The sequence below is a fragment of the Nonomuraea maheshkhaliensis genome, from assembly GCF_039529435.1.
Lineage (GTDB): Bacteria > Actinomycetota > Actinomycetes > Streptosporangiales > Streptosporangiaceae > Nonomuraea > Nonomuraea maheshkhaliensis.
In genome coordinates, this window is the sequence record NZ_BAAAMU010000046.1 from 26,241 (window position 1) to 51,684 (window position 25,444).

Consider the following 25,444-nt stretch of genomic DNA (forward strand, 5'->3'; position numbering starts at 1 on the left):
TTCTGTTGAAGAACAGTCTTGCCGCGTGGCATGCCGCGTGGCAAGAATGAATTTGCCACGCGGCAACATTCTTCACAACACCCTTCGGCGGGCCGTGTGGTGGAAGGCAGGACCGAATGACCGCGATGACTCGGCGAGGGTTCCTCGCCGCGGCGGGTGCTTTGACAGCCGCGGCCGCGACCAGCGCGTGCGGCGGCGGAGGCGGCGGCGGTGGCGCCGCCGGCAAGGGGCTGACCTGGTGGGATCACCAGAACCAGCTCCAGACGACGAAGAAGGAGATCTTCGCCGAGTTCGCCAAGGGCCCTGGCGGCGTTCCCGTGCAGTACACGTACTACAACCCCGCGAAGATGGGCCAGGCGCTGCAACTGGCCAAGCAGAGCGGCCAGCTGCCGGACCTGCGCACCAACGCCGGCCTCACCCTGCCCGCCGCGGCGCTCGTCGCCGCCGGATGGTCGCAGCCGCTGGAGCTCACCGCGGAGGCCGAAGCCAGGGTCAGGGACTCGCTCATCGAAGGACTGCACACGTTCGACGGCAAGATCCACGCCTTCCCCATCTTCAGCCACCAGACCTACTCCGCGGTGACGTGGTTCAACAAGGAGCTGGTCACGCGAGCCGGGCTGGACCCGGAGGCGCCGCCGCGGACGTACGACGCCTTCCGGGCCGCGGCCAGGAAGGCGCAGAGCGCGGGTGGCGGCCAGTCGTACGGCTGGGTGTGGAACATCGGCATGCCGAACCGGCTGGGCGAGCAGGTCAACGACCTGGCGCAGGCGGCCGGATTCGCCGGCGCCGGCGGAGTCAGGTACGGCGACGGCGAGTACGCCTTCCATGCCGACGAGTACGTCGACGTGATCGAGTTCCTGGTCTCGCTGCGCCAGGACAAGGTGCTCGTGCCGGGCGCGAACTCCTGGCTGGACGACGTGGCACGGGCCCGGTGGACCGCCGGGATCGCCGCCTACTACTTCGACGGCCCGTGGTGCCCCGGCGTGGCGCTGAAGGCGGCGCCCGAGTTCGCCGAGAAGCTCGGCGTGGGGCCCATCCTGACCCCCGAGCCGGGCGGCGGCGTGGCCACCTACCACGCACCGCAGGCGGGAGACTACTGGTTGTCGGCGACCAGCAGGAACGCCGCCGTGGCGAGCAAGCTGCTGAGCGACCACTTCACCACCGAGGAATACTCCCTCCAGGTCGCCGGGACCATGTCACAACCGCCGCGGGACATCTCCGTCGTCGACCGGTCGGAGGCGCACCCCGCGTACAAGAAGCTGATCGCCTGGTTCAAGGAGAGCGTCTTCCTCGCCCCTGAGCCGATCGCCGGCAACGCGGACATCCAGCAGGTGCAGATCGCGTCGAAGCCGGTCACCCCCAACCTCGGAGACATCGTCCAGGGCGCGCTCACCGGCGACGTCACGGACGTCCGCGCGGCGCTGACCAAGCTGTCCAGCGACAGCGCGGCGCAGCGGGACACGGCGATCGCCGCGGCCAAGGCCAAGGGCGCGCAGGTCAGCCTGGACGACTTCGCCTTCCCCAACTGGAAACCGCGCTCGGACTACACCGAGCCGATGTACGCGCAACGCTAGCGAAGGCCCCGACCCGTGAACCGACCGAACATCGTGCTCATCATGACCGACCAGCAGCGTGCCGACTGGACGGCCGCGAGCGGCTTCCCGCTGGACACCATGCCCTTCCTCGACGGGCTGATGGAGACCGGCGTGCGATTCCGGCGGGCCTACACCACGTCTCCGCTGTGCGTGCCCGCCCGGATCAGCCTGCTCACCGGACGCTACCCGTCCGCGCACCGGGTCCGGCAGAACAGCGCCGCCCGGCACGTGCTGCGCGGGCCCGACCTGGTGGACGTGCTCCGAGACGCCGGGTACGCGCTGCATCTGGCGGGCAAGACGCACTTCCACCGCGAGGCCGCCGACTTCGACACGTTCGCCGCCCCGTACTGGCACGACCGCGGCCCGGACAGCTCGGCCACACCCGATCAGGAACGCTTCGAGCGGTGGCTCACGAAGCTCGACCACTCGGTCGCGCACGAGCCGACGCCGTTCCCGGTGGAGTGCCAGTTTCCGTACCGGATCGTCGACGGAGCGATCGGCGCCATCGACCGCACTCCCGCCGACCGGCCGTTCTTCACCTGGCTGTCCTTTCCCGAGCCGCACAACCCGTACCAGGTGCCGGAGCCGTACTTCAGCATGTTCGACCCGGAGGAGATGCCCGAGCGGCTGGCAGGACCCGAAGGCGCCGCGCGCAAAGGCGGCATGTACACCTGGCTGCGCGAGCTGACGGAGGAGAAGCGGCCCGGCTACGACGCCGAGTGGCGGCGCTACCGCGCCAACTACTGCGGCATGCTCAGGCTCATCGACGACCAGCTCCGCCGGTTCTTCGCCCACCTGCGTGCCACCGGGCGGGACGCGGACACGCTGGTGTTCTTCGTCGCCGACCACGGCGACTACACCGGCGACTACGGGCTCCAGCGCAAGGGCGCGGGCATGGCCGAGTGCCTGACGCGCATCCCGTTCGCGGCCACCGGGCCGGGCGTGCGGGCGGCGGTCGACGCGGAGGCCTTCGTCTCGCTCGCCGACCTGCTTCCGACGATCTGCGACGCCCTCGGCGCCGGCATCCCGGCCGGCGTCCAGGGCCGCAGCCTGTGGCCCCTGCTCACCGGGAAGCCGTATCCGGCCGGCGAGTTCGCCAGTGCGTACGCCGAGCTCGGCTTCGGCGGGCTGTCCTACCACCCCGGTGAGCGACCGCCGCTGCACTTCCCGTACGAGGGCCGCACCTTCGACGAGCTCAACACCGTCACCCAGTCGGGGACGACGGTGATGCTCCGGCGGGGGCGGTGGAAGCTGCTGCTGAACGAACGCGGCGCCGGCGAGCTCTACGACCTGGACGCCGACCCCGCCGAGCTGGACGACCGGTACGACGATCCGGCGCTCGCAGACGTGCGTGCCGCCCTCACCACCGAACTGGCCCTGTGGATGATCCGCGTCCGTGACGATCTGCCGGAGGCGGCGTACACGCTCAAACAGGCCCCGCACAACTGGCGATCGGCCGGCTCCGAGCTCAATGCCTGAGCTTGCGAGCCGCCGAGCCGGGCGCGGGCCTGGCTCGGTGTTCGCGGCGCCGCGGCCGTGACACCGTCGTCACCGGCCGCGACCCCACCGCCGGAATGCCGGGCCCAGTTACGGGCCCGCGTCCTCCGTGCGGGCGACGGGCTCGCCCAGGGTCGCCTCCGCGGCGCGCTGGGCGATCTCGTCGGGTCTGGCGCGGATCAGGGCGTTGATGGAGCGGAGGTTGATGGGCCGGCCGGCGTCGCTCTCCGAGCCCATGATGCGTGCGACCGACGGGGCGTTGCCGACGAAGGTGATCTCCAGCCGCCAGGTACGGCGGAGCAGGACGACTCCGGGGTCGGCGCTGCACTGTACGGTCCAGCCGTACCGGCGCGCGCGGCGGGCGATGGCGTCAGGGTCCATCAGGGGTTCTTCCTCCTGTCAGTAGAGGATCGTGGTGGCACTGACGGATGCGGTGGACGGAACCGGGGCAGCTGCTCTCTCCAATGGGACGTGCCGAGGTCCGGCCCGGGATCCATCTCCGGCGCCGCGCGGACCATGACGCCGGCTCGGCGATCGGTTCCCGGCCCCGTACCAGGCGGCCGGTTCAGTCGTCGACCTTGAGCTTCTCTCCTGTGTTGGAGATGTAGACGGCCACCAGTTTCGCCGGTTCCGACTGACTGGCGTTCTCCGTGAGCACGTGGTGCGCGCCCGGCGCCTCGACCCAGAAGTCCCCTTGGCGGTACGTGCCCACGGGCTCGCCGCCGAGCTGGCTGCGCATCGTGCCCTCGACGACGTAGGCGTAGACGAAGGCGTTGCCGTGGCGGTGCGGGACCGAGCGCCCGCCGGGCGGGAAGGCCACGGTCTTCGATGTGAACGTCTTGCCCTTGACGCCGGGAAGCGACTGTTCCAGCAGCGTTTTTACCGTTTCCTCAGGCGGCCGCGTACCCGTGGCGGTGGGTGCCCCCGTGGTGAGGGGCGTCTCTGCCCCGGGGGGCGTCTCCGTCACCGGGGCGGCGAGCGCGACCGGCGCACGACCGGCGACGGCCCGCTCCCCGGCCGCCCGCTCGTCGGTCACGCGTTCCCCCGATGGTCCGCAGGCGGCCGTGGCAGCCACCATTCCGGCGGCCAGAAGGGCACAGACTGGCTGTACTCGCATCATGACGGCTCCTCCCGTTCTGCTTCAGCCCCGTGACCGGCGGGCAGGACCGCGGCCATGGGCGCCTGGCCGCCGTCCGCGAGGACGCGGGCGGAGGCGAGGCGCCTGGTTCAGCTGTCCGGGTGGTCAGGAGGTTAACCAGGAGCCGGTTCAACTTTTGGCGATGAGCCGTCGTGCTTTCGCTATGCCTCTTCCCTGACCTGGATGATCGTCTTGCCGGGGCCCGGCCGGGTGAACGCGGCGGGCGCCTCGGCCAGCGGCACCACGTCGCCGACGAGCAGCCGCAGCCGCCCGTCGCGGACCCGCATGGCCAGGTCGGCGAGCCGGACGCGGTCGTGCTCGACGACGAAGAAGATCGCCCGCCCGTCGCCGGGCCGGACCGTGGGCGGCGCGGCGACGGTGACCAGCGTGCCGCCGGGGCGCACCAGCGCGGCCGAGCGGTTCATGATGTCGCCGCCGATCACGTCGAGCACCAGGTCGACCTGGCCCACGTCCTCCAGGGAGCCGGCCTGCAGATCCAGGAAGGCGTCCGCGCCGAGCCCGAGCACCGTGTCCTTGACGGCGGCCCGCCCGGTGCCGATGACCCGCGCACCCGCCTCCCGGGCGAGTTGCACGGCGACCGAGCCGACGGCTCCGGCCGCGCCGTGGATGAGCACGGTCTGGCCGCTCACCAGGCGCCCGTGGTCGAACAGGCCCTCCCACGCGGTCAGTCCCGAGATGGGCAGCGCGGCGGCCACCGTGTGGTCGATCCCTGACGGCAGCGGCGCGAGGTCGCGCGCCTCCGCGGCCACGTACTCGGCCAGGGTGCCGTTGCGGGCCGGGTCGGTGTAGCCGAACACCCGCTGGCCGACGGTCAGCAGCGTGGTCCCGTATCCCACCTCGGCGACCACGCCCGACACCTCGTGCCCGATCACGCTGGGCGTGCGGTCCCGGCCGGCGCGGTCGGTCCACGTCCCCGGCCAGTCGAGCTCCCCGGGGGTGAACGCGGCGGCGTGCACCCGTACGATCACGTCGTTCTCGGCGGCGTGCGGGTAGGGCTCCTCCGTCAGGGAGAGCCCGGCCGCGCCCGCGGCGCGGTCTCGGATGGTGACGGCGCGCATGACAGGTCCTCGCCGGTGCTGAAGATCTCGGACAGCACGAACGTACCCGCGCGGGCGCTCGTTCGGCTCGATCACCCGTGGCGCGGCGCGTCGCCCACACCCGCGGTTGAGTACCGGCTACTCAGGCGGGGAGTGCCCACGCGACAACACGCTGTGTCCATGAAGTCACCTACTCTGCACGCGGCCGCCCGCAGGGCGGCAGCCGTCATCGCACCCCTGCTCGCAGCAGGCACGGTCTCCGGCGCTGTCACCGGCACCGCCACCGTCGCTCCGGCGTCGGCCCCCGCATCGGCCACCGCATCGGCCACCGCATCGGCCACTCGGTCGTACGGGACCGCTGTCTGGGCCGCGTCGAACGTCCAGCTGGTGAACCGTCAGACCGGCAAGTGCCTGACCATCGCCGGCGGCGTCAGCACCGGCAACAACGTCCACGCCGTCCAGTACACCTGCGACAGCCACCCCTCCCGCCGGTGGGACATCTGGGGCTATTCCAGCGCGTACTTGCAGGTCAAGAACCGTCAGACCGGCAAGTGCCTGACCATCGCCGGCGGCGTCAGCACCGAGAACAACGTCGTCGCCCTGCAGTACACCTGCGACGCGCATCCCTCGCGGTACTGGGCGCTCGGTCACGGCACCGCCCAGTACATCGAGTTTCGCAACGCGCGGACCGCCAAGTGCCTGACCATCGCCGGGGGCGTGAGCACCGCGAACAACCTGGAAGCCGTCCAGTACACCTGCGACGGCCATCCCTCCCGCTACTGGGAGATCCGCGACTACCACGGCTGACCCCGCCATCGACCGCGGTCACCCGTTCTGGGGGGACGGGCGGCGCAGGACGCAGACCTGGCGAGGTCCCAGGGTGAGGCCCTTGGCCAGCGAGGGTGCCTGGATCGGCTCCCCCGCCACCCCGTCCACGGTGACGTCGTCGTCCGTCCGGTTGATCAGGAACCAGTAGTCGGCGTCGGGGCCGGTGCGGATGGCCAGTTCCACCGAGCCCGCCAGGGCGGCCGGGAGTTCGCCGGTCACGCCGGCGGACTCCAGGAGGCGGCCGAGCACGGGGGCGAGGCCGTCGGGGCCGAGGCGGGTGGAGACGTAGGCGGCCGAGCCGGCGCCGGTGCGGCGTCTGGTGACGGCGGCGCGCCCCGCCTGGAGGCCGGTCGTGTACCGGGCGACGATCTCCACGTCCTCGTCGGTGACGTCGACGCGGTCGGTCCACAGCGTGCCGGTCACGCCGAGGTCCAGCTCCACCCGCTCACCGTCCAGAAGGGGCGCGAACTCCTCTATGCGGATGCCGAGCAGGTCACGCAGGGCGCCGGGGTAGCCGCCGAGCCAGACCTGGTCGTGCTCGTTCACGATGCCGGAGAAGTACGTGGTGACCAGGTGACCGCCGGCGGTGGCGTAACCCGTCAGGCGGTCGGCGAGATCCTGCGGGACCACGTGCAGGATCGGAGCCACGAGCAGCGCGTACGGGTCGAACGAGGCGCCGGCCGGGATGACGTCCACGCGGATGCCGGCCGCGGTGAGCGCCGAGTACCAGTCGAGCGCCTCCTGGCGGTAGCGCAGCAGCGAGGTGGGGTGGGAGTCGAGTTCGGCGGCCCACCAGGAGTCCCAGTCGAAGGCGATGGCCGCCTGGGCGGTGCGGCGACGGGTGCCGGCGACGGGCGCGAGCGCCCGGAGGGTCGTCCCGAGGTCGGTGACGTCCCTGAACACCTCGCTGTCGGTGCCGGCGTGCGGAAGCATCGCCGAGTGGTACTTCTCGGCGCCGCCTGCCGACTGCCGCCACTGGAAGAAGCAGACGGCGTCGGCGCCGTGGGCGACGTGCGTGAGCGAGTCACGGGCCAGGCCACCGGGCGGTTTGGCCAGGTTGACCGGCTGCCAGTTGACGGCGCTGGTCGAGTGCTCCATCAGGAACCAGGGCCGGCCGCCCGCCAGGTTGCCGGTCAGGTTCGCCGAGAACGACAGCTCGTCGCGGGCCTGCGCGCCGGTCAGCAGGTAGTGGTCGTTGGAGACGAAGTCGATCTCGCCGGCCCAGTCGGCGTAGTTCATGTTCCTGGTCTCGCCCATGACCATGAAGTTGGAGGTCACCGGGATGCCGGGGGTCAGCTCGGCCAGCAGGTCGCGTTCGGCGCGCAGGTGCTCCTTGAGCGCGTCGGAGGAGAAGCGCCGGAAGTCGAGCTGCTGGGCGGGGTTGGGGAAGGAGGCTGCCAGGCGGGGCGGCAGGATCTCATTCCAGTCGCCGTACTGCTGCGACCAGAACGAGGTCGCCCAGGCCCGGTTCAACTCGTCGACGGTGCCGTAACGAGCGCGCAGCCAGGCGCGGAAGGCCGCGGCGGCGTCGTCGGAGTAGTCGTGGGCGTTGTGGCAGCCCAGCTCGTTGGAGATGTGCCAGGCGGCCAGGGCCGGGTGGTCGCCGTACCGTTCCGCCATGGCCCGGACCAGGCGCAGCGCGTGCTCGCGGAAGATCGGCGAGGTGGGGCGCCAGTGCTGGCGCCCGCCCGGCCACAGGGTGCGGCCCTCGTGGTCGACGGGCAGGATCTCCGGGTACGCGGCCGTCAGCCACGGGGGCGGCGACGCGGTGGCGGTGGCCAGATCGACCGCGATACCGCCCTCGTGCAGCAGGTCCATGACCTCGTCCAGCCACTCGAACGTCCACCGGCCGGCGGCGGGCTGCAGCCGCGCCCAGGAGAAGATCGCCAGCGACACGATGGTCACCCCCGCCCGGCGCATCGCCTCGACGTCCTGGCGCCAGACGTGCGGTGGCCATTGCTCGGGGTTGTAGTCCGCGCCGTAGCTCAGTCCGTGGGGGGAGGCGGCGGGCCGGCGGAGCCAGCGGAACGGGCGATCTGCCATGAGTGTCGATCTCCAGGGGCCGAGATTCGCGATGTTTACGTAAACATAGTGACGCACCCCACCCCTTGACCGCCCGCCGGGGCTCCCTCACCGCTTCCCGTCCGCGTGCGCCCGTGCCGACCCAGCGGAGACGATCGACGCGGCGAGCGCCGTCCAGCGCCAACTGGTGCCCCGTCGCGGCGTGAAGATCGCTGACCGGTCCATCTGCGTCGGCGCCAGGGCCACGCGCGCAAACCCACGCCCCTCCTGACGGCGGGCAAGCGCTGGGTGTCCTTCGAGAGCGACCTGCGCCCGCAGCAGCTCGGGCTGAGGTCCCGCCACGTCGGCCTCGTCGATGCGGTGGTGCCCTCTCGCGGAAACCTTCATCACTCCGAGCCGCGAGACTACTCAGCATCGACCCGGGCACGCTCTAACACATCCCCGACCTACGGGAACTGCGTGCGACTGCCGAGACCGTCGACCCGGTCGACAGCGACATGAGGTGATCCGATGGCAGGTGGATTACGGGATCAGCGGCGAGGGCGCCTCATCATCGTGGCTTTGGGCCCGATGGCCGGCGTAGTGGCGGGAGGGCTCACCAATCTGCTCACCATGACATGGAACTGGTGGTTGTTCGGGGGGCTGGTCCTGATGACCAGCATGGTGAGCGCCGGCACGCTGATCGCCCTGCCGAACGGTGATCCAGGGTATCCGGCGGCGCTCGGGACGGAAGACCCGCAGGCCACTTCGGCACTGCAGGTCCCGTCCGGCACCCGGGTCTTCGTCGGCCGCAGCAAGGAGTTGCGCCGTTTGACGTCCCCCGCGCCTGGACCTCTTGTGATGATCATCACCGGTATGCCCGGGACCGGGAAAACCGAACTGGCCATCCGTGCCGCTCGCGCACTGACCGCACGCTACCCCGACGGAGTGGTCTGGCTGGGGTTGCGGACCTACGCCGCGACCGAATCCCGGGTGACCACCGCCTCGGCGCTACGCACCCTGCTCAACGCCCTCAATGTACCGCCCGATCCGCACACCACCAGCGTGACCGCGCTCAGCCGCACCTGGCGCGCCGCCACCGCAGGCAGGAAGATGCTGATCGTCCTGGACGACGCCGACACTGCCGAACAGATCCGTCCGCTCTTGCCCGCAGCTGAGGAATCGGCGATATTGATCACCACCCGCCATGTGTTGATCGGTCTCGACCCCGATCGCGGCGTCACCTTGCAACCCTTCACTCGAAGCCAGGCCGCCCAACTGGCCGGTGCCGTCTTGCGACGGGCCGGTCTGCACGACCCCGAAGCCGTCGCCGCGATCGCCGCGACGTTCCGGCTTCCGCTCGCCATCCGTCAGATGAGCGACTTGAAGGCGGCCAACCCGGCTCTCAGCATCCCCGCCGCCCCGGGCGAGACGATCAGTGACGAGACCGCCGCCGCATTCGCCCGTTCCTTCGCCGCCCTGGCCAAACCCGCGCGACTGGTGCTTCGTCGCGTCGCTCGCTACCCCGGCTCGCTGATCAGCTCCCCCATCGCCGCCGTCCTCGCCGATCAGCCACTCGACCAGGCCACCGAACAGCTCGCCACCCTCTACCAGCGCGGTCTGCTCATCGCGGACAACCGCAGCGGCGTCGGCTATCGCATGCACGACGCCGTACGTGCCGCTGCTCTGATCGAATCCGGCAAGCACGACAGCACCCGACAACTGGCCGGCGCCTTTCAACGGCTTTTCCGGTACGTGAACGGCATCGTCGACGGCTCGGTTCTCTTGCTCGACTCGAGCGAAACCGTTACCTATCTGGATTCGGACAAAGAGGATCCCCACCTGCCCCTTCCCCGGCACGAATCAGACGTGGCCGTGCTGCGATGGCTCGACCAACAGCACGCGGACCTTCTCGCCGTCGCTCGCCACAGCCTGTCCGAACGCTCGCCCTATGCGTGGCGGCTGGCTTACAACCTGGAGTCCTATCAGCGGATGCGCGGCTTCTACTCTGAGATCGTCGAACTGAACGGAGAGGCGCTGAAGCTGGCCGAACAGACCGATGACGCACTTGGTCAGGCTGCTATGCACCAAGGCCTTGGTCTGGTCGACATGCGCACCGGCCGCTACCTCACCGCGCTCATGCACTTTCAGACCTCTCTGAAGCTGTACGCCCAGCTCGGCAACCGAGTCGGCCAAGTGATCATCCGCCACGAGCTCTGCAACGTCCACAAGTGGCTGGGCAACCTGGCCGAAGCCCGGGTGCACGCCACTTTCTGTCTTACCCTCGCCCTCTCGGGCGACAACCTTGTGGAGCAGGCATTCGCCTTTTCCAATCTCGGCATTCTCGACCGGCTGGAAGGCAACTTCACCACGGCCCGCGAACACCTGTCCCGGTCAAAGAGCCTGTTCGAGCAGGTCGGCCAACGTCGCGGCATCGGCATCTGCCACCGGCAACTCGGGATGCTGGACGAGCACCTGGGCCATCACCACGATGCGCAAGCCCATCTAGACCAAGCCCTTGCTCTGTTCGAGGACCTGGGAGATCTCATGAACCGGGCCGACACCCACCACAACCTGGCCGTCGCCCATCGCGGACTCGGAAACATGGCCGCCGCGATTCATCACGCCACCGCCGCGCTCTTCCTCGCCGGCCAGATCAGTCATGTGCAAGGACAAGCCGACGCCCACAGCGAACTCGCTCGCCTGGCCCGGATCGCCGGCGACCACACGACGGCACGAGCCCACCTTCGCCACGCTCACGACCTCCACCAGCGTCTCCGTCTTGCCCACGCGACCGAACAGCCCGATTCCCCGCCACCCGCATGACCCAAGCGTGCCGATGTCCCACTCGCGCAGTCACGCCAGGGGACGCCGCCCTGGTTGGTCGTCTTCTGAGGGTCGCGTCCGGAGCGTGTTCCCTGCGTGATCACCTCAGGGCAGGATCACCATCATGAGGAGGACGATCACGGCCTTGGTGGTCTGCGGCGCCCTGCTGGAGGGCTCCACTGAACGAGGTGAACGCCGGCGTGAAGGGGTGTTCGAGCTCGATGCCAAGGGTGGCGTCCTGGCCCTGGGCGTCACCACCACAAGGGGGTGAGCACGGGCGCGAACGGGCGATCGGCTTCAATCACGACATCGGCGGCACCGGGTATCGGTCCGGCGGTCTCATCGGGAGGCAGCTGAACAAGGGCAAGACCTGGTGGAAGGATTCGCACCGGTCGCACCTCTGGCACACCGAGATGCTCGGGTACGACGAGCAGCTGATCAATCCCGCCGAGCTCGCCTGCACCCGCACGCTGACCCGGGCGGGCCTGGTCAGCAGGGTGCGGAGCACGTTCACGTTCGCCGGCGGCGTGGACGAACTGGCGGGCGGGACCGTCCACGTCGACACCCCGCTACAGCCGGTGGGGCGGCAAGGTGACGATCAAGGCGCCGGACCCTCGAACGACGACCACCGAGCTGTGCGTCGAGGGCAGTTGCAGGCTGCGGCTTCCGGGCTGACACGACTCGCCGAAAGGCACGCGGCGGTTCAGGCGGCTCTGACGGCCAGGCCGGGGTAGTCGAGGACGAGGCCGGACTCGTCGTACGTCAGGCGGCAGGCGACGTCGAAGACCGGCGCGGCGTAGTCGTATCGCTGCCGCCCGTCGTCGTCGGGCAGGCGGGCATAGTGCTGCTCCAGCCGTTCGACGGCCAGGTCGGCGGCCCGGACGAAGGCCGCGGGAGCCGGCGCGGCGGCGCCCACGCCGAGGTGGAGCCGGTGCACGGGGAACGCGTTGGTGAGGGCCGAGGACTCCAGGTCGACGTCGAGGCACCCGTCCAGCCAGGGCGCCGGCGCCCCGTCCAGCCGCCAGTGCCCGGCGCCGTCGCTCTCCAGGACGATGTGGCGCTCGCTCCGGGCGGAACGGCTCGTCAGCCGGGCCGAGCGCGTGACCCAGCCCGGGCCGAGGTCGATCACGTAGTCGACGATCCAGGCCTCGCCCTCCTCGACCGCGGTCGTGCAGCCCTCGACGCGGTGCCCGCCGGGCGTGGCGTGGAAGCGGACGACCTCGAAGCCGGTGCGCACGCCGAGGTGCCGCCAGGCCGCGGTGCCCGGCGGTGGGGCGAAGGATGTCATGGCCGGATCATGTCACCCGCCACCGACAGAAGCGGGCGCCGCCCTTCCAGCGGGACCACCCCGCAGGCCACCCTTCTGGCCTGCGGTGAAATGGCGCGGAAGCCCGGATGAAGACGTCGTCGTGTTCGATCGGAGACTTCAGCGAACGGCAGAAGGGAAACCGGCATGCGCACCTGGCGGAAACTCTCGCGACTCGGGGCCGTCGGCACGGCGGCCGCGTGCCTCACCGTCTCCGGGACCTCGGCGGCCCTCGCCGGCCGGACCGCCTCCGCGATGACCTGTGGCGGGGACGTGTTCCTCGACGGGCTGCGGGCCCTGGAGATCACCGAGAACGGGCACGACGAGGTGTACATCAACACCAGCACCGGCGTGCGGGTCTGGCCGGTGACCGCGGACTACGTGTCGATCGCCGTGAACGAGCGCGCCGAGGTCGACAAGTGCGTCGCCCCGAACGCCGTCCTCTACCTCTGGGAGGAGGACACCCTCGACGTGGACGACTACCTGGGCGCCGTCGCCATCGACGGCGACAGGACCAAGGACTACTTCTTCGCCGGCGGGCCCGGGTTGTACCGGATCGGCGCCGTCGCCTGATCCGGCCCCGTCACGCCGCGGCCCGCGATGGAGGGCGTCTCGGTGTGCAGGCCGGGCCCGAAGAACAGGAACACCATGAGGTCCGTGCCGCCGGTGTTGACGACCTCGTGCTCCCGGGTCGCCGCGTCGAAGGTCACCACCAGTTCGTCCAGCCCCGGCTCGCCACCGCGCACCTCGTGCCCCGCGTACGTGCCCGTCCCCGTCCAGGCGAACACGCTGTAGACGCCGGGTTCGCGCAGCCGGTGCACCCCGCCGGGCGGGACGACGAGGCGTTTGCCCGCGTACTTGCCGGTGTTGTAGAAGACCCAGGTCTCCTCGCCGTCGCCGTCCGCGCCGGTCACCGGCAGCGGGCGCAGGTGGCGGTTCTCGTAGAACCAGGGGTCGCCGTTGACCTCCCAGTCCACGAAGCCGAGCGGGAACCGCTCGCCGTGCTCGGCGCGGTCGCGCGGGCGCACGTCCTTGAACAGCAGGTCCTTGGAGACGATCCGGCCGGCGTTCAGCGCCTGGAACATCGCCGAGACGTCGGAGTCCTCCTGCAGTTCGAGGGTGAGGGCGGTGCCGGGCGCGTGCAGCACGCCGGACGGCACGTGGAAGCCCTCCCCGGGGACCTGGAGCTCCGCGCGGGCGTGCCGGAGGATCAGGTCGCTGTCCCAGTCGACGAGGTAGGGCAGCAGCACGTCGTACGCGGCCCGCTCCGTGATCCACGGGTGCACGCCGAAGAACGTCTCCGGATGCGCGCCCAGGTCGGCGCCCGGCAGGAAGTGGTACGACTCGTCCTTGGCGTTCCGGCCGACCAGGGACGCGAACTCCTGGGGCGGATGGATGTGGTACGGCAGCCGGTAGGCGTAGTCGAAGATCTTCGCCAGCCGGCCGAGCCCGGCGGGATGCGTGGCGGCGTACGCCGCGCCGAGGATCGCGACGGGGTCGGCGGCCACGGCGTCGCGCAGCAGGAGCCGTTCGCCGTGCTCCCCCACGACGTGGCTGAGCCCCTCGTCCGGCGGGCCGACGCGGTTGTCGGCCTTCGTCGTCGAGGCGAGCCACCGCTCGCAAATCCCGCCGCGCTCCCCCACGTCGTAGGCGTGCTCGGGCAGGCCGAGCCGCCGGCCCGGCGGAAGGAAGTCGCGGGCGACCCAGGCGGGCTCACACCTCAGCACGCCGTTCCCGGCTTGGAGCAGCCGGGCGAGCACGTGCCTGGCTCCGCTGTGACGCTCCGCCGTCATGATCACCCCTTGATCCCGGTGAGGGCGCCGCCCCGCACGAGCCCGCCCTGGAAGATGATCATAGGCAGGCTGCGTCCTCCGCCAGATGGCGCACCAGGAGTAGATCGGGGACGGGGTCGGCGGCCAACGTCCTGACCGGCGAGGGACCTCTGGGCCGGGCCTACGACTTCACCAGGCCGCTGTGGAGTCACCCGGAGGTGGCCGAGGCGCTCGGCGTGCCGTACCGCGAGGTGCCGGACGCCACCCCCGGCCCCATGAGCTGGATCAACGCGCAGGTGAGAGCGGGCGCCCTGGAGAAGCAGACACCCGACCTGGAACAGGTGCTCGACCGGCCCGCCGAGACCATGCTCTCCCGCCTGCGGCGTCAACCGTTCTCCAGCGGGGCCAGCCACCGATAGCGGTGCCGGGTCTCCTGGCCCAGCCAGCCGTTCACGCTGGCCAGGCCGCGTTCGTTGATCTGCCCGTCGTGGATGCCGAAGGCTCGCTCGGGGGCGACCGCGCGCACGAAGTCGATCACCTCGGCGGTTTTCAGCCATGAGGCCTGCAGGGGGACCAGCAGCGTCTCCACGGGCTCGGCGGGGACGTGCAGGGAGTCCCCGGGGTGGTAGAGCGTGCCGTCCACGAGATAGCCGAGGTTCGCGCAGTCAGGCCGGCCGCCGTAGATCGGCGCATGCCGTCCGCCGGCCGCCCGCACCCGGAAACCGGCCGACGTGAACGTTTCACCGACCCGCACGGCGGTGTACGGCAGCGCCAGCTCGGCGCCGAGCGGAGCATACACCTCGACGCCGGCGCCCAGGAGCCGCAGCACGTCGGCGTGGTCGGTGTGCTCGTGGGTGACCAGCACGGCGTCCGCACCGGTCAGCGCGCTCGGCTCACTCCAGGTCCCGGGGTCGATGACCAGGACCCGGCCCTCGTGCTCCAGCCGTACGCAGGCATGGGTGTATTTCGTGATTTTCATGATGATGACCGTCGTCGAGCGACGGACGCGGTGTGAGCTGACTGGCGGGGTAGACCCGGAGTGAAAGAAGTTTGCAATCGTTTCTTCACCGTGAAGATCACCCAAACGGACCGCCCGCGTCTTACAGTGCCTCCAGCCGAGGGAGCGCGATGGAATTCGGAATACTGGGTCCCCTGACCGTATGGCGCGAGAGCGAGCCGCTCGATCTCGGCACGCCCAAGGCGCGGGTGCTGCTGGCGGTGCTGCTGTGCCGGGCCGGGACGATCGTGTCCGAGGATCAGCTGGCCGGGGCGCTGTGGGGGGACGACCCGCCGCGGAGCGCCACCAAGAACGTGCAGACGTACGTGCACCGGCTGCGGCGGCGGCTGGGTGATCCGGCGCGCATCGTGCGGCAGGGCTCCGGCTATCTGGTGCCGCCGGTCCGGGACGAGCTGGACGCGGCGCGGTTCGAGGCGCTGGCCGGTTCCGGGCGGGCGGCGGAGGACGCCGGTGAGCCGGAGCAGGCGACCCACCGCCTGCGCGAGGCGCTGGAGCTGTGGCGCGGGCCCGCGTTCGCCGGTCTGACCGACGTCCCGATGCTGGCCTCGGAGGCGGCGCGGCTGGACGAGGTCCGCCTGTCGGCGCTGCAGTCGCGGATCGCCGTGGACCTGCGGCTGGGACGCCACGCCGAGCTGCTGGGCGAGCTGACCGCGCTCATCGACGCGTACCCGCTGCGGGAGCGGCTGCGTGCGCAGCTGATGCTGGCGCTGTATCGGTGCGGCCGGCGGGCGGACGCGCTCGCCGAGTACGCGCGCGCCCGCAGGACGCTGATCGCGGAGACCGGCCTGGATCCCGTCGAGGAGCTGCACGACCTGCACCAGCGGATCCTCACCCAGGACCCCTCGCTCGACCTCGTGCCCCGCGCCGCGGTGACGGTCACGGGCTCCCCCGCCGGGCGCCGGACGGCGAAGCCGGATCACCGCTACCTCGCCGCGCGCCCGACGGACGACCTGCCGGCGGTGCCCGTCCCCGCCGAGTTGCCCCCGGACATCGCGGACTTCACGGGCAGGGACCGCGAGGTGGCCGAGCTGACCGCGGCCCTCACCAGGCCACGGCCGGGCACCGTCGTCATGGCCAGCATCGCGGGGCTGGGAGGTCTGGGCAAGACCACGCTGGCGGTGCACGTGGCGCACCGGATCATGGGCCGGTTCCCGCACGGCCAGCTCTACGCCGACCTACGCGGCGCCTCCGCCGATCCCGCCCGTCCCGAGGACGTGCTGAGCCGGTTCCTGTTCGCCCTGGGCGTCAGCACCACCTCCATCCCCGACTCCCTGGAAGACCGAGTGGCGCTCTACCGGAGCAGCCTGGCCGGGCGCAGGATCCTCGTCCTGCTCGACAACGTCGCCGGTGAGGAGCAGGTGCGGCCGCTCCTGCCCGGAGCCCCCGGCACGGCCGTGCTGCTCACCGGGCGGGTCCGGCTGGTCGGTCTCGAAGGGGCGAGCCTGCTGGAGCTCGACGTCCTGCCGTCGGCGCAGGCCATGGCCCTGCTGGGCCGGATCGTCGGTGACGAACGCGTCCAGGACGACCCGGACGCGGCCCTGGAGATCACCCGGCTGTGCGGCCGGGTCCCGCTGGCGGTGCGCATCTCGGCGGCCAGGCTGCTCGGCAGGAGGCAGTGGAGCCTGGCCCGGCTCGCCGGTGTCCTGGGCGAGGAACGGCACCGGCTGGACGAGCTCGTCGCGGGCGACCTCGACATCCGGGCGGGTTTCGAGATGAGCTACCAGACGCTTCCGCCGGGCGCGCAGCGCGCCTTCCGGCTGGCGGGCCTGCTCGACGCGCCCGACTTCGCCTCCTGGACGGTGGCGGCCCTCCTCGACGTGCCGGTACGGCAGGCGGAACGCGAGATCGAGGCCCTGGTCGACGCCCACCTGCTCACCCTCACCGGCCCGGACGAGACCGGCGGGCTCCGCTACCGCTTCCACGACCTGATCCGGTTGTACGCGCGCGAGCGGGCGCAACGCGAGGACAGCGAAGCCGAGCGCCTGGCCGCGCTCCGGCGGGCCCTGGGCGCGTGGCTGGCGCTGGCGGAGACCGCCGCGGAGCACGTTCCCGGCCCCTGTTACGCGCTCATGCACGGCCCCGCGCCGCGCTGGCGGCTGCCCGCCGAGGTCGCCGGGCCGCTGCTGGCCGATCCGATGGCCTGGTTCGGCGCCGAGCACGCCGCGCTGATGACGGCGGTCGCACAGGCGTGCGAGGCGGGCCTGACCGACTTCGCCTGGGACCTCGCCGGCTCCACCGAGACGTACCTGAACGTACGCGGCCTGTACGACGGCTGGCAGCGCATGCACGAGCAGGCACTGGCACTCTGCCGGCGCACCGGAGACCAGCGCGGCGAGGCCGTGCTCATGCGCGGCCTGCTGGAGGTCACCACCTGGAGCTCGCCGGCGGGCCCCGGTCCGGCGATGCGGCGGATGCGGGCCGACGCCACGCTGCTGCTCGACCTGTTCACCCAGCTGAACGACCCGGTCGGCATGGCCGACGCCCTGGCGACCCTGGCGTGGAGCATGACGGCCGACGGGAACGGCGGCGCGGAGGCGCTCGCGCTGGCCGGGCGCGCCCTGCGGATGGCCGCCGACGCCGGCTATCTGGGCGGCCAGGCGCGGGCGTACCACGTGATGGCGATCATCCACGGCGAGGACGACCCGCAGGCGGCGCACGTGGTCCTGGAGCAGGCGGCGAAGGTCGCCGAGGCGCTGGGCAACCCGCACTACGCCACGACGGTCACGCAGTTCCTCGGCGCGGCGAAGGCGTTCTGCGGCGACGTCGAGGGCGGCAGGGAGCTGCTGGAGCGCTCCCTGGCCATGGCGCGCCGGCTGAACTACCGCTATCTGGAGACGTTCTCGCTGCTCTACCTCGCCAAGCTGCTCGCCGCGATCGGAGACCCGCAGGCCAGGGCGACCGCGGAGCTCACGCTGGCCAACAGCGAGACCGGCAACTTCGGCCACTACCTCGCCGACTCGCTCTGCGTGCTCGGGCAGCTCGACCTGGCCGAAGGGAACGTGTGCGGCGCCATCGCCACCCTCGAACGCTCGGTCCAGGTGTGGCGGACCCGCGGCTCCATCCCCTATCTGGCGCGCACGCTGCGCTCCCTCGGCGACGCCCACGCCGCCGGCGGAGACCGCCGCAGGGCCGGGGCCGTGTGGGAGGAGGCGCGCGAGCTGTTCCGCTCGATCGGGCACGACGAGGGCATGGCGACGCTGGACGACCGGCTCAGGGCGGCGAACCGGCGGTGACGTCCAGGACCGGCTCGGCGACGTGGTGATCGGCGCTCTGCGCGGCGAACGGGTCGGGGAGCGCCTCCTCGAAGGTCACCAGCGCGGTGCCGGGCCGGCGCAGGGCCGCGGCGAACCCGCGCACCGGCAGCCGGCTGCCGGAGTCGAGATACATGGGTTTGTGCCACTTCTCCTGGGTCTGGGTCCACGACGCCGGGGACGTGGCCGCCCGTTCGTCCGCGCGTTCCTGATCGGGACGGGTACGGAAGAAGCACCGGCGCGGGATCCCCTCGGCGCGCCGCCATTCCGCGAGCCGCAGCAGGAACCGGCTCTCCTCCTCACCCGCCCTGGGCAGGGGGACGCCGCCGACGGGGAACCTGGTCTGCGCCCGTGCGGCCACGAGGGAGCCGATGACCGCGCTCCGCCAGCTAGGTCATGACCGGACGTACAGCGTCCAGCAGCAGGCGGTCGGTGGCGTCGCCGTGGTGGTGGAGATGCACGCTGTGCCGGCCGGTCGTCATGCGAGGGCCTCCTCCCTGGCGAGTTCGGCGAACGTCCTGGCGGCCCAGTCGCGAAGGTGGAACTCCTCGTCCAGGCTCACGCCGAGCCGGTTGCAGGTCAGGTGGGCGCACATGTCCAGAACGAGCCCGGCTTCGGCCTCCTCGATCCGGCCGGCCAGCGCGGAGGCGGAGGCCGCGAGGGCGCCGGCGAACCCGGATGGCTCCCCGGGCGGGTTCGCGGCCAGCGCACGCGTCCGTTCGGCGATGGCGCGCAGGGCGGGACGGCGACGCTCGTACTCGGCCTGCCCGCCGGGCGGCCACGGGGGCGTCTCCTGCTCCGGCAGGCCGGTGCCGCGCGAGGCGATCCACCGGTTCAGGGCGAGCACGGCGAACGCGGCCGTGGTGCGCCGGTCACCGGTGGGGCCTGTCGCCAGCAGCCGGCGGACCGCCGTGCTGCACCGGACGAAGTGGTCCTCGACGGCGTGCAGGGCCGCGCCCGTGCCGTATTTATCGGTTTCCGGACGGTACGGGATGAAGGCGAATGAGTTCGGGGGCCGGCGGTGGCGCTCGTACGATCGCAGCCGCTCCAGCGCCGCCATCGACGGCGCGTAGCGGTCGTAGTCCTCCTGGGTCACCCGGACGGGTGCGGGCAGGCGGTTGAGCGAGTCCGCGATGGCGCCAGACAGGATCCGCCGTACGTCGTCCGCGCGTCCCGGCCCGGCCAGGACCCGGACCCGCAGGTGCGGCCCACCCTCCCAGTAGCGCAGGAAGAACAGGCCCCGGCCGGCCGCGGCGTGGTCGAGCCGGCTCTGTACGGTGGCCAGCAGGTCGGTGATGACGAGGTCGAGGTCACCGTCGTAGAAGACGTGGGCGCTGATCCACGACCGCGCGCCGGCCATCCGCAACACCCGCTTCCTGGCTCGGCCCGGCCACCGCCACCGGCGAACGGGCCGGTCGTCACGGATGACTGGATTGCCGAGAGCGTAACCAGCGCTGGAATATCTTCGGCACACGCTCCGTATACGCGCCTCGCGTGGGCGAGCGGGTGGACCGGATCCTGGTCGCCGTGCACGATCGACGTCGGCGCGGTGATCGACGACAGCGGGGCGAGCAGGCCAGGCTCTTCCATCCACGCGGCCCGGTGGTGGTTGGCCGCGGCCGCCGGGTCGACGGCTCGCGACAGGGCCAGTTCCAGCATCGTCCGGGCGGCCGCCTCGTCGAACGGCCGTACCGGCCCGTTGAAGATCCGGAACAGCGCCACGTCGCACTCCACGGACGGCGGCAGGCCGGCGGCCAGGTGTGCGAGGAACTCCGGCGCCGGCGGCGGCAGATCGTCCGGGTCGGCCGGCTCCCCCGCCTGTGCCCGTGCCCACGCCGCACTCGGGTCGTGCCCCATCGGCGAGCTGGACATCACCGTCAGCGACCGGACCCGGTCCGGCGCGTGCACCCCCAGCCACTGCGCGATCATGCCGCCCAAGGAGGCCCCGGCCACATGAGCGGAGCTCAGCTCATAGCCGTCCAGCACGGCCAGGCAGTCGCCGGCCATGTCTCCGATCGTGTACGGATGAGCGTCGAAGTCGACGACACTGGACCGGCCGGTGTCCCGATGATCGAACCGGATCACCTGGACCCCGCGCTCGACCAGCCGGCCGACGAGCGCGTCGGGGCAACTGACACCCTGAGCGGCCGACCCCATGATCATCAACACGGCGGGACGTCCGGGATCTCCGACCCGTTCCGTCCAGATCCGCAACGGCCCGGAGGTCACGAATCGCTCATGCGTCTCCAACATGGAGGCACGGTAGCGGCTCTCTACCGCTAAATGCTGATATCTATCGACAGCCCGGCCACCTGCCGATCTCCGCGCCCCGCCACCGGCGGCCCGGCCTCGCAGCGGCCTCGACGCTTCACGCCAGGACCAGCCACCTCCGGCCGTCGAGCAGCTCGCGGGCCGCGTCGAGGTGGCCGGCATGACAGGCGGTCTCGGTGATGACGTGCAGCATGACCTCCCGCATCGTGTGCATCCGCCACTCGCCGAACCGGCTGGGCCACCAGGCGGGCGCCGCGTCCAGCGGGGTGGAGGCGATGACGGCGTCGGCGGCCCCGATCTGGCGCCGGTAGTCGGCCAGGATCGACGCGGCGGACTCCTCCGGGCCGACCTGCCAGGAGTCACCGGCCCGGTCCAGGTCGTCGATCACCGCCCGCTCGCCGGCGACCACGGCGCGGAACCAGTGCCGCTCGACGTCCAGGGCGAGATGCCGTACCAGACCCAGGCAGTTCCAGCCGGACGGCAGCACGGGACGCCGCAGGTCCGCCTCGCTCAGACCCTCCAGAATGCCCAGGACGTGTCGCCGCTGGTTGCCGTGGAAGGCGAGCAACGTCTCGGCCTCAGCACTGATCATGATCCCCACTCCTGTCGTGCGGTCTCGGCGGCGCGGTCGAGCAGGGCGCGGCGTTCGGATTCGGTGTGGGCGGCGGTCGCCGCCTGGCGGAACAGGGCGGCGGCACGATCCCGGTCACCCTGGCGGGCGGTCAGGTCTGCCTCGGCGGCGAGGGCGAGCGGGTGGCCGTCCAGCGCGCCGCCCTCCCGCGCCCGGCCCAGCAGCGCCAGCCCCGCCCCCGGCCCGTACGCGTAACCGTGGGCGACGGCCCGGTTCAGCTCGACCACGGGAGCGGACTGAATCCCGGCCAGCGCGTCGTAGCAGCGGGCGATCTCGGCCCAGTCCGTGCCGGGCACCGACGGGGCCACGGCGTGGCAGGCGGCGATGCGGGCCTGCAGCGCGTACGGGCTGTCCCGCTCCGCCTCGGCCAGCGCCTCCAGCCCCTCGGCGATGGCCACCGTGTCCCAGCGGGACCGGTCCTGCCGGTCGAGAGGCAGCAGGTTGCCCTCGGTGTCCTGCCGGGCCGCACGCCGCGAATGCTGCAGCAGGAACAACGCCAGCAGCGCCGACACCTCGCCCTGCCCAGGCATCAGCCGGCGCAGCAGCCTGGCCAGCCGGATCGCCTCCTCGGCGAACGCGGGCCGCCCGTCGGCGTTGTACCCCTGTGTGAACAGCAGATACAGCACCGCCAGCACGCCCGGCAGCCGCTCGGCCAGCGCCGGCCCGGCCGGCACCCGGTACGGGATCCCCGCGTCCGCGATCTTCCGCTTGGCCCTGGTCAGGCGGCGGGTCATCGTCGGCTCGGTGACCAGGAACGCCCGCGCGATGTCCGCGGCGGGCACCCCGCAGATCGTCCGCAACGTCAGCGCCACGCGCGACTCCAGCGCCAGCGCCGGATGACAGCACGTGAAGACGAGCCGCAGCCGATCGTCCACGACCTCCCCCTCCCCTGCGATCTCCCCTACGACCTCGTCGGTTCCGGTCAGCGCGAGCGCCGCCGCCTCCGCGAGCTTGCGGCGCTCGACGGAGGCGCGGCGCAGCGTGTCGATCGCCCGGTTGCGGGCCACCGTCATCAGCCAGGCGCCCGGATTGCCCGGCTCGCCCTCCTGCGGCCACCGCTGCACGGCCGCCGCCAGCGCCTCCTGCGCGCAGTCCTCCGCCAGCGTCCAGTCACCGGTGACGCGGATCAGCGTGGCGACCATCCGCGGGTAGGCGTCGGCCGCCAGCGCCTCCAGGGACGTGCTCACTGCCCGTCGCCGACGAGCGGGCGCAGCTCCAGCCGCCCCCGCCGGGCCATCGGATGCGTACGGGCGACCTCGATCGCCTCGTCCAGGTCGGCGCATTCGAGCAGGTCGAAGCCCACGATCACTTCTTTGGTCTCGGCGAACGGGCCGTCGGTGAGGATCAGCTCACCCTCCCGTACCCGAACCGTCGTCGCGGAGGACTCCGGCGCGAGCTGCGACCCGCGCAGCCGCCGGCCGCGGCTGTCGTTCTCGGCCACCCAGGCGTCGATGTCGGGCAGGTTCCGCTGGTCGGTGTCGGGCTCGGGGTCGCTGCAGACGAACATCAGGTACTGCATGTCGCGCTCCTCAGGTTTGTGGCGATTCACCCTAGTGACGAACGGCGACCACCCGACCGGACACCCGCGGCAGCAAAACTTCCAGAAAGATCTGTGCCGATCATGAACCGTCGCAGGCGGCTCCGACGCCGAGACGACACCGGCGGCCCGGATCCTCGCGCCCTGCTGCTCACTAAGCGAAGGGGTGCGGCACCTGATGCAGGTCAGAGGCGTCCAGATCGGTGGTCCGCCATCCGGCGCGCCGGAACGCGTTACGGGCCCGGGGCATGCGCAGAGCGCGCTGCAACGACCAGCCGAAATCGATGGGCAGGAGCCCCGGTGCGATCACCCGAACCGTGCGCAGGCCCAGCAGCTCCTGTTCCGGCGCCGTCTGGTCGACGACCAGGACGTCCAGACCGGCCTCGATCAACCGATCGCGGCAGTACGACAGGTCCGTCAGCAGGTCCGCGCTCTTGGGCCGAGTGCGTTGCCACTCCTGGTACAGCTCGCCCATGGGGGTCGGCCGGCTGTTCGACAGCAGGAAATCGGCATGATGTCTCATGGCCGGTGCCGCGAACAGCGCCGGATGGTCGATCAGCGTGCGGACCTTGCCGAAGTCCTCGGTCATCGCCCGGACCTCGTCAGGGCGTCTGGTGAACTGCTCAGGCATGGTCGGAGCGAATGAGGCGGCCTCTGACAGCGCGGACGCGACGGCCTCCTCCGGATCCAGGGACGCGCCGGACGCGAAGGTCAGCGTGCCGGGGCCGCCGTCCCGGCGGACCGCCACCGCGAGCACGGCGGGCACCGGCAGGTCGATTCTCATGTCGAACAGGCGAACGTCGTAGCCGCAGAGCCGCAGCCGGTCGATCAGGAAGCGGGATTCGTCGCGGCACGTGGCCGGATCGATTTCGGGCAGCGCTGCTTTGCCGTACCACGTGAGCAGGAAGGAATCGCGCTCGATCAGTTCCAGCATTCCGTGCAGAATCGCCTCTTCGATGCTCGCGCCGCTCGCACAGCCGCTGGAGCATTCCATCACGAAGTTGTCGGTGCGATCCGCCCCGCCGTAGAAGACGGTGCGCCGCGGCACCAGAATCGCCCGCCGGTCACGCAGCGAGTAACCCCAGACCCAGGGAATCGGCCGATCAGGATCGAATCTCGAATACGCCCCCGATTCGTAGACCTCGTCCGCGTAGACGCCGCATTCCCGGGGGTCGAGGGCCTGCGCGGACAATGCGTGGAAGCTGCCCACCGTGATTTCGGTCCAACGCCGTTGTTCGAGTCCGGCATAACGTTCGAGCGCTTCGAACAGCCCGCTGGTCTCACTGGTCGCGAACGTATTGGTCTGGCCGCTCCATTGAATCTCCTGCGGAGCGACGCCGTCGTGAAAGTGGAACATGCCGAAACTCGGCGACGTGGTCGGAGAAAGGTCGTCGCGGTGCGCGTAGCGGCCGACCACGCCGCAGATCGGATTCGTCAGTGCCGAGACCGGCAGGTCGTGGTCGCCCAGGTGGAACTGCCGGTAGCGGTCCGGCGCCGATTTCGCGATCGGACGCAGGTCGAGGACGGCGCCGGCCGCGGTGTCCGGTTCACCCGGCAGGCATACGGGACATGCGGCGTCCATCAGCAGGTCGTACCGGGACACCCGCAGGGTCCGCAGATTCAGTTCGTAGACCGGGGCGATTCCGGCGCGATGCCGCCGGCCGTCCGTCGCGCTGGTCCGCAGCAGGTTCCACAATCGCCAGATCGCTTCGAGGGCGAAGTGCGTCAAGTACGGCGACGACGCCGGCGACCGCACCTGCCGCCCGCGTTCGATCGCATCACGTTCCGGTGCGGGGCGCAGGCGTTGCCACCGCAGAGCCAGACATCGCCCGCACGGGGCCGGGCCGCCCTGTCCGGTGACCACCGGTCCGAGGACGGCCGAGCCCGCGGTGAAAGAGATCGGCACGAGCCCATGGCTCTTCTCCGTTTCGGGCAGGTGCGGCGCGTCGCGCAGCCCGAGCACCGCCACGTCGGGCAGGTCTTCCTGGTCCAGCCGCGCATCCAGGTAGCGCAGGAGCCGCTCCGGCGCCGACGCGCCGGTCTCCGTGTCCTGCTCCGCCGCTGCTGCCACCTGCTCCAGCCTTTCGCGCGAGATGAACGAACACTTTCGCGTACGCCGCCACCGGCGCCCCGATCGAGCGGAGTTGGGTGCTCCCCGCGCGCCCCGGCCGCCCCGCGGAGCCCGCGAGCAGCCGACGGCGTCAGCGGGAGATCAACGGCCGAGCCGAGATCGGTGACGTCACGCTGCTCCCGCGGCGCGTGCAGCTCTGCCGCGGATCCCTAGCACTCTCCGCTCTGGGTTCCGCTGCTGCAGCTCGTGCTCGTGGTGCTGGTGGAACCGCAGCAGCTCGTGGCGGCCGCGACGGGGGACAGATGGATGTCGACTTCGGTGTAGTCGGAGACCTCGAAAGTCTCCGACCCCAGCTGCTCCAACTCCTGGAACAGATCCGACAACGGCTTCTCGACGATGGTCCGCACAGCGCGTTTCCTTTCATTCGCACGATCGGGCCGAACAGGCGCAGTATCGCAACGACCCCCTTTCACACCACCGCCACCTGCGGCAACAGCCGAAAGAGAAGCGAAAGAAGCCGCGGACATACTCCTGGGACGGGACGCGCAGCGCCTGTCAGAGAGGTCGCGTGGCGGTCGGCCACCCACGGCCTCTTGCCTGTTCATCACCACAACGCACATGGCGTCGGACGCCAAGGAAGTGAT

23 protein-coding genes and 1 pseudogene are annotated in these 25,444 nt (G+C 71.2%); 9 read left to right on the forward strand and 15 right to left on the reverse strand.

Annotation, left to right across the window (positions count from 1 at the left end; genetic code table 11):
- The first annotated feature begins 116 nt into the window (after positions 1-116).
- Together ABFX54_RS28030 and ABFX54_RS28035 are read left to right on the forward strand one after the other, a co-directional pair.
- The gene (locus ABFX54_RS28030; RefSeq protein WP_346109541.1) at positions 117-1,574 is read left to right on the forward strand and encodes an extracellular solute-binding protein; all 1,458 of its coding nucleotides are present in this window, start codon (positions 117-119) and stop codon (positions 1,572-1,574) included.
- Positions 1,575-1,607: 33 nt separating this feature from the next.
- Complete coding sequence (locus tag ABFX54_RS28035; protein ID WP_346109583.1) at positions 1,608-3,074, forward strand: sulfatase-like hydrolase/transferase; 1,467 nt, start codon at positions 1,608-1,610, stop codon at positions 3,072-3,074.
- A 108-nt stretch (positions 3,075-3,182) separates the two neighbouring features.
- On the opposite strand, the gene ABFX54_RS28040 is transcribed toward ABFX54_RS28035, so the two are convergent.
- The 3 genes from ABFX54_RS28040 to ABFX54_RS28050 form a co-directional block, all read right to left on the reverse strand.
- Positions 3,183-3,473: a hypothetical protein gene (locus ABFX54_RS28040; protein ID WP_346109542.1), complete on the reverse strand. Its 291-nt coding sequence runs from the start codon at positions 3,471-3,473 to the stop codon at positions 3,183-3,185.
- A 184-nt stretch (positions 3,474-3,657) separates the two neighbouring features.
- Positions 3,658-4,128, reverse strand: a complete 471-nt coding sequence (locus ABFX54_RS28045; protein ID WP_346109543.1) for a cupin domain-containing protein — start codon at positions 4,126-4,128, stop codon at positions 3,658-3,660.
- A 263-nt stretch (positions 4,129-4,391) separates the two neighbouring features.
- Positions 4,392-5,309: an NADP-dependent oxidoreductase gene (locus tag ABFX54_RS28050; RefSeq protein WP_346109544.1), complete on the reverse strand. Its 918-nt coding sequence runs from the start codon at positions 5,307-5,309 to the stop codon at positions 4,392-4,394.
- Between the two features lie 159 nt (positions 5,310-5,468).
- Here ABFX54_RS28050 and ABFX54_RS28055 point away from each other — a divergent pair, with 159 nt between their 5' ends.
- On the forward strand, positions 5,469-6,095 hold the full coding sequence (locus ABFX54_RS28055; RefSeq protein WP_346109545.1) for an RICIN domain-containing protein: 627 nt from the start codon (positions 5,469-5,471) through the stop codon (positions 6,093-6,095).
- A gap of 18 nt (positions 6,096-6,113) precedes the next feature.
- On the opposite strand, the gene ABFX54_RS28060 is transcribed toward ABFX54_RS28055, so the two are convergent.
- The gene (locus tag ABFX54_RS28060; protein ID WP_346109546.1) at positions 6,114-8,159 is read right to left on the reverse strand and encodes a beta-galactosidase; all 2,046 of its coding nucleotides are present in this window, start codon (positions 8,157-8,159) and stop codon (positions 6,114-6,116) included.
- Positions 8,160-8,648: 489 nt separating this feature from the next.
- Here ABFX54_RS28060 and ABFX54_RS28065 point away from each other — a divergent pair, with 489 nt between their 5' ends.
- From ABFX54_RS28065 to ABFX54_RS28075, 3 genes are all read left to right on the forward strand, one after another.
- Positions 8,649-10,943 carry a tetratricopeptide repeat protein gene (locus tag ABFX54_RS28065; RefSeq protein WP_346109547.1) on the forward strand — a complete coding sequence of 765 codons (2,295 nt, stop codon included), beginning with the start codon at positions 8,649-8,651 and terminating at the stop codon, positions 10,941-10,943.
- Positions 10,944-11,067: 124 nt separating this feature from the next.
- Positions 11,068-11,214: a hypothetical protein gene (locus ABFX54_RS28070; protein ID WP_346109548.1), complete on the forward strand. Its 147-nt coding sequence runs from the start codon at positions 11,068-11,070 to the stop codon at positions 11,212-11,214.
- Positions 11,174-11,677 (forward strand): hypothetical protein, encoded by a 504-nt coding sequence (locus ABFX54_RS28075; protein WP_346109549.1) that lies wholly within the window; start codon positions 11,174-11,176, stop codon positions 11,675-11,677. Before ABFX54_RS28070 ends, ABFX54_RS28075 begins: the two co-directional genes overlap by 41 nt.
- Here the strand turns inward: ABFX54_RS28075 and ABFX54_RS28080 are convergent.
- Positions 11,647-12,231 carry a putative glycolipid-binding domain-containing protein gene (locus ABFX54_RS28080; RefSeq protein WP_346109550.1) on the reverse strand — a complete coding sequence of 195 codons (585 nt, stop codon included), beginning with the start codon at positions 12,229-12,231 and terminating at the stop codon, positions 11,647-11,649. The two genes, ABFX54_RS28075 and ABFX54_RS28080, sit on opposite strands and share 31 nt — an antisense overlap.
- Positions 12,232-12,396: 165 nt before the next feature.
- Between ABFX54_RS28080 and ABFX54_RS28085 the strand changes: the two genes are divergently transcribed.
- On the forward strand, positions 12,397-12,822 hold the full coding sequence (locus ABFX54_RS28085; protein WP_346109551.1) for a hypothetical protein: 426 nt from the start codon (positions 12,397-12,399) through the stop codon (positions 12,820-12,822).
- On the opposite strand, the gene ABFX54_RS28090 is transcribed toward ABFX54_RS28085, so the two are convergent.
- On the reverse strand, positions 12,771-14,042 hold the full coding sequence (locus ABFX54_RS28090; RefSeq protein ID WP_346109552.1) for a hypothetical protein: 1,272 nt from the start codon (positions 14,040-14,042) through the stop codon (positions 12,771-12,773). The genes ABFX54_RS28085 and ABFX54_RS28090 overlap by 52 nt on opposite strands.
- A 197-nt stretch (positions 14,043-14,239) precedes the next feature.
- On the opposite strand from ABFX54_RS28090, the gene ABFX54_RS28095 reads away from it, so the two are divergent.
- On the forward strand, positions 14,240-14,440 hold the full coding sequence (locus ABFX54_RS28095; protein WP_346109553.1) for a hypothetical protein: 201 nt from the start codon (positions 14,240-14,242) through the stop codon (positions 14,438-14,440).
- Here ABFX54_RS28095 and ABFX54_RS28100 read toward each other — a convergent pair.
- Positions 14,407-15,000: an MBL fold metallo-hydrolase gene (locus tag ABFX54_RS28100; RefSeq protein WP_346109554.1), complete on the reverse strand. Its 594-nt coding sequence runs from the start codon at positions 14,998-15,000 to the stop codon at positions 14,407-14,409. The genes ABFX54_RS28095 and ABFX54_RS28100 overlap by 34 nt on opposite strands.
- A gap of 149 nt (positions 15,001-15,149) precedes the next feature.
- Here ABFX54_RS28100 and ABFX54_RS28105 point away from each other — a divergent pair, with 149 nt between their 5' ends.
- On the forward strand, positions 15,150-18,272 hold the full coding sequence (locus ABFX54_RS28105) for an AfsR/SARP family transcriptional regulator (RefSeq protein ID WP_346109555.1): 3,123 nt from the start codon (positions 15,150-15,152) through the stop codon (positions 18,270-18,272).
- Here the strand turns inward: ABFX54_RS28105 and ABFX54_RS28110 are convergent.
- From ABFX54_RS28110 to ABFX54_RS28140, 8 genes and pseudogenes are all read right to left on the reverse strand, one after another.
- Positions 18,250-18,651 carry a hypothetical protein gene (locus ABFX54_RS28110; RefSeq protein ID WP_346109556.1) on the reverse strand — a complete coding sequence of 134 codons (402 nt, stop codon included), beginning with the start codon at positions 18,649-18,651 and terminating at the stop codon, positions 18,250-18,252. The genes ABFX54_RS28105 and ABFX54_RS28110 overlap by 23 nt on opposite strands.
- 117 nt (positions 18,652-18,768) lie before the next feature.
- Complete coding sequence (locus tag ABFX54_RS28115) at positions 18,769-19,650, reverse strand: lantibiotic dehydratase C-terminal domain-containing protein (protein WP_346109557.1); 882 nt, start codon at positions 19,648-19,650, stop codon at positions 18,769-18,771.
- Between the two features lie 137 nt (positions 19,651-19,787).
- Positions 19,788-20,723 (reverse strand): annotated as a pseudogene (locus ABFX54_RS57065) (alpha/beta fold hydrolase); the annotation flags it as partial.
- Complete coding sequence (locus tag ABFX54_RS28120) at positions 20,659-21,153, reverse strand: DinB family protein (RefSeq protein WP_346109558.1); 495 nt, start codon at positions 21,151-21,153, stop codon at positions 20,659-20,661. The pseudogene ABFX54_RS57065 and the gene ABFX54_RS28120, both read right to left, overlap by 65 nt.
- Positions 21,150-22,379, reverse strand: a complete 1,230-nt coding sequence (locus tag ABFX54_RS28125; protein ID WP_346109559.1) for an RNA polymerase sigma factor — start codon at positions 22,377-22,379, stop codon at positions 21,150-21,152. The genes ABFX54_RS28120 and ABFX54_RS28125 overlap by 4 nt, the downstream gene beginning before the upstream one ends.
- Positions 22,376-22,711: a YciI family protein gene (locus ABFX54_RS28130; RefSeq protein ID WP_346109560.1), complete on the reverse strand. Its 336-nt coding sequence runs from the start codon at positions 22,709-22,711 to the stop codon at positions 22,376-22,378. The genes ABFX54_RS28125 and ABFX54_RS28130 overlap by 4 nt, the downstream gene beginning before the upstream one ends.
- A gap of 172 nt (positions 22,712-22,883) precedes the next feature.
- A complete protein-coding gene (locus tag ABFX54_RS28135) occupies positions 22,884-24,800 on the reverse strand; it encodes a TOMM precursor leader peptide-binding protein (RefSeq protein ID WP_346109561.1) in 1,917 nt (638 codons plus the stop codon).
- 209 nt (positions 24,801-25,009) lie between these two features.
- The gene (locus tag ABFX54_RS28140) at positions 25,010-25,207 is read right to left on the reverse strand and encodes a thiazolylpeptide-type bacteriocin (RefSeq protein WP_245956185.1); all 198 of its coding nucleotides are present in this window, start codon (positions 25,205-25,207) and stop codon (positions 25,010-25,012) included.
- Positions 25,208-25,444 lie beyond the last annotated feature (237 nt).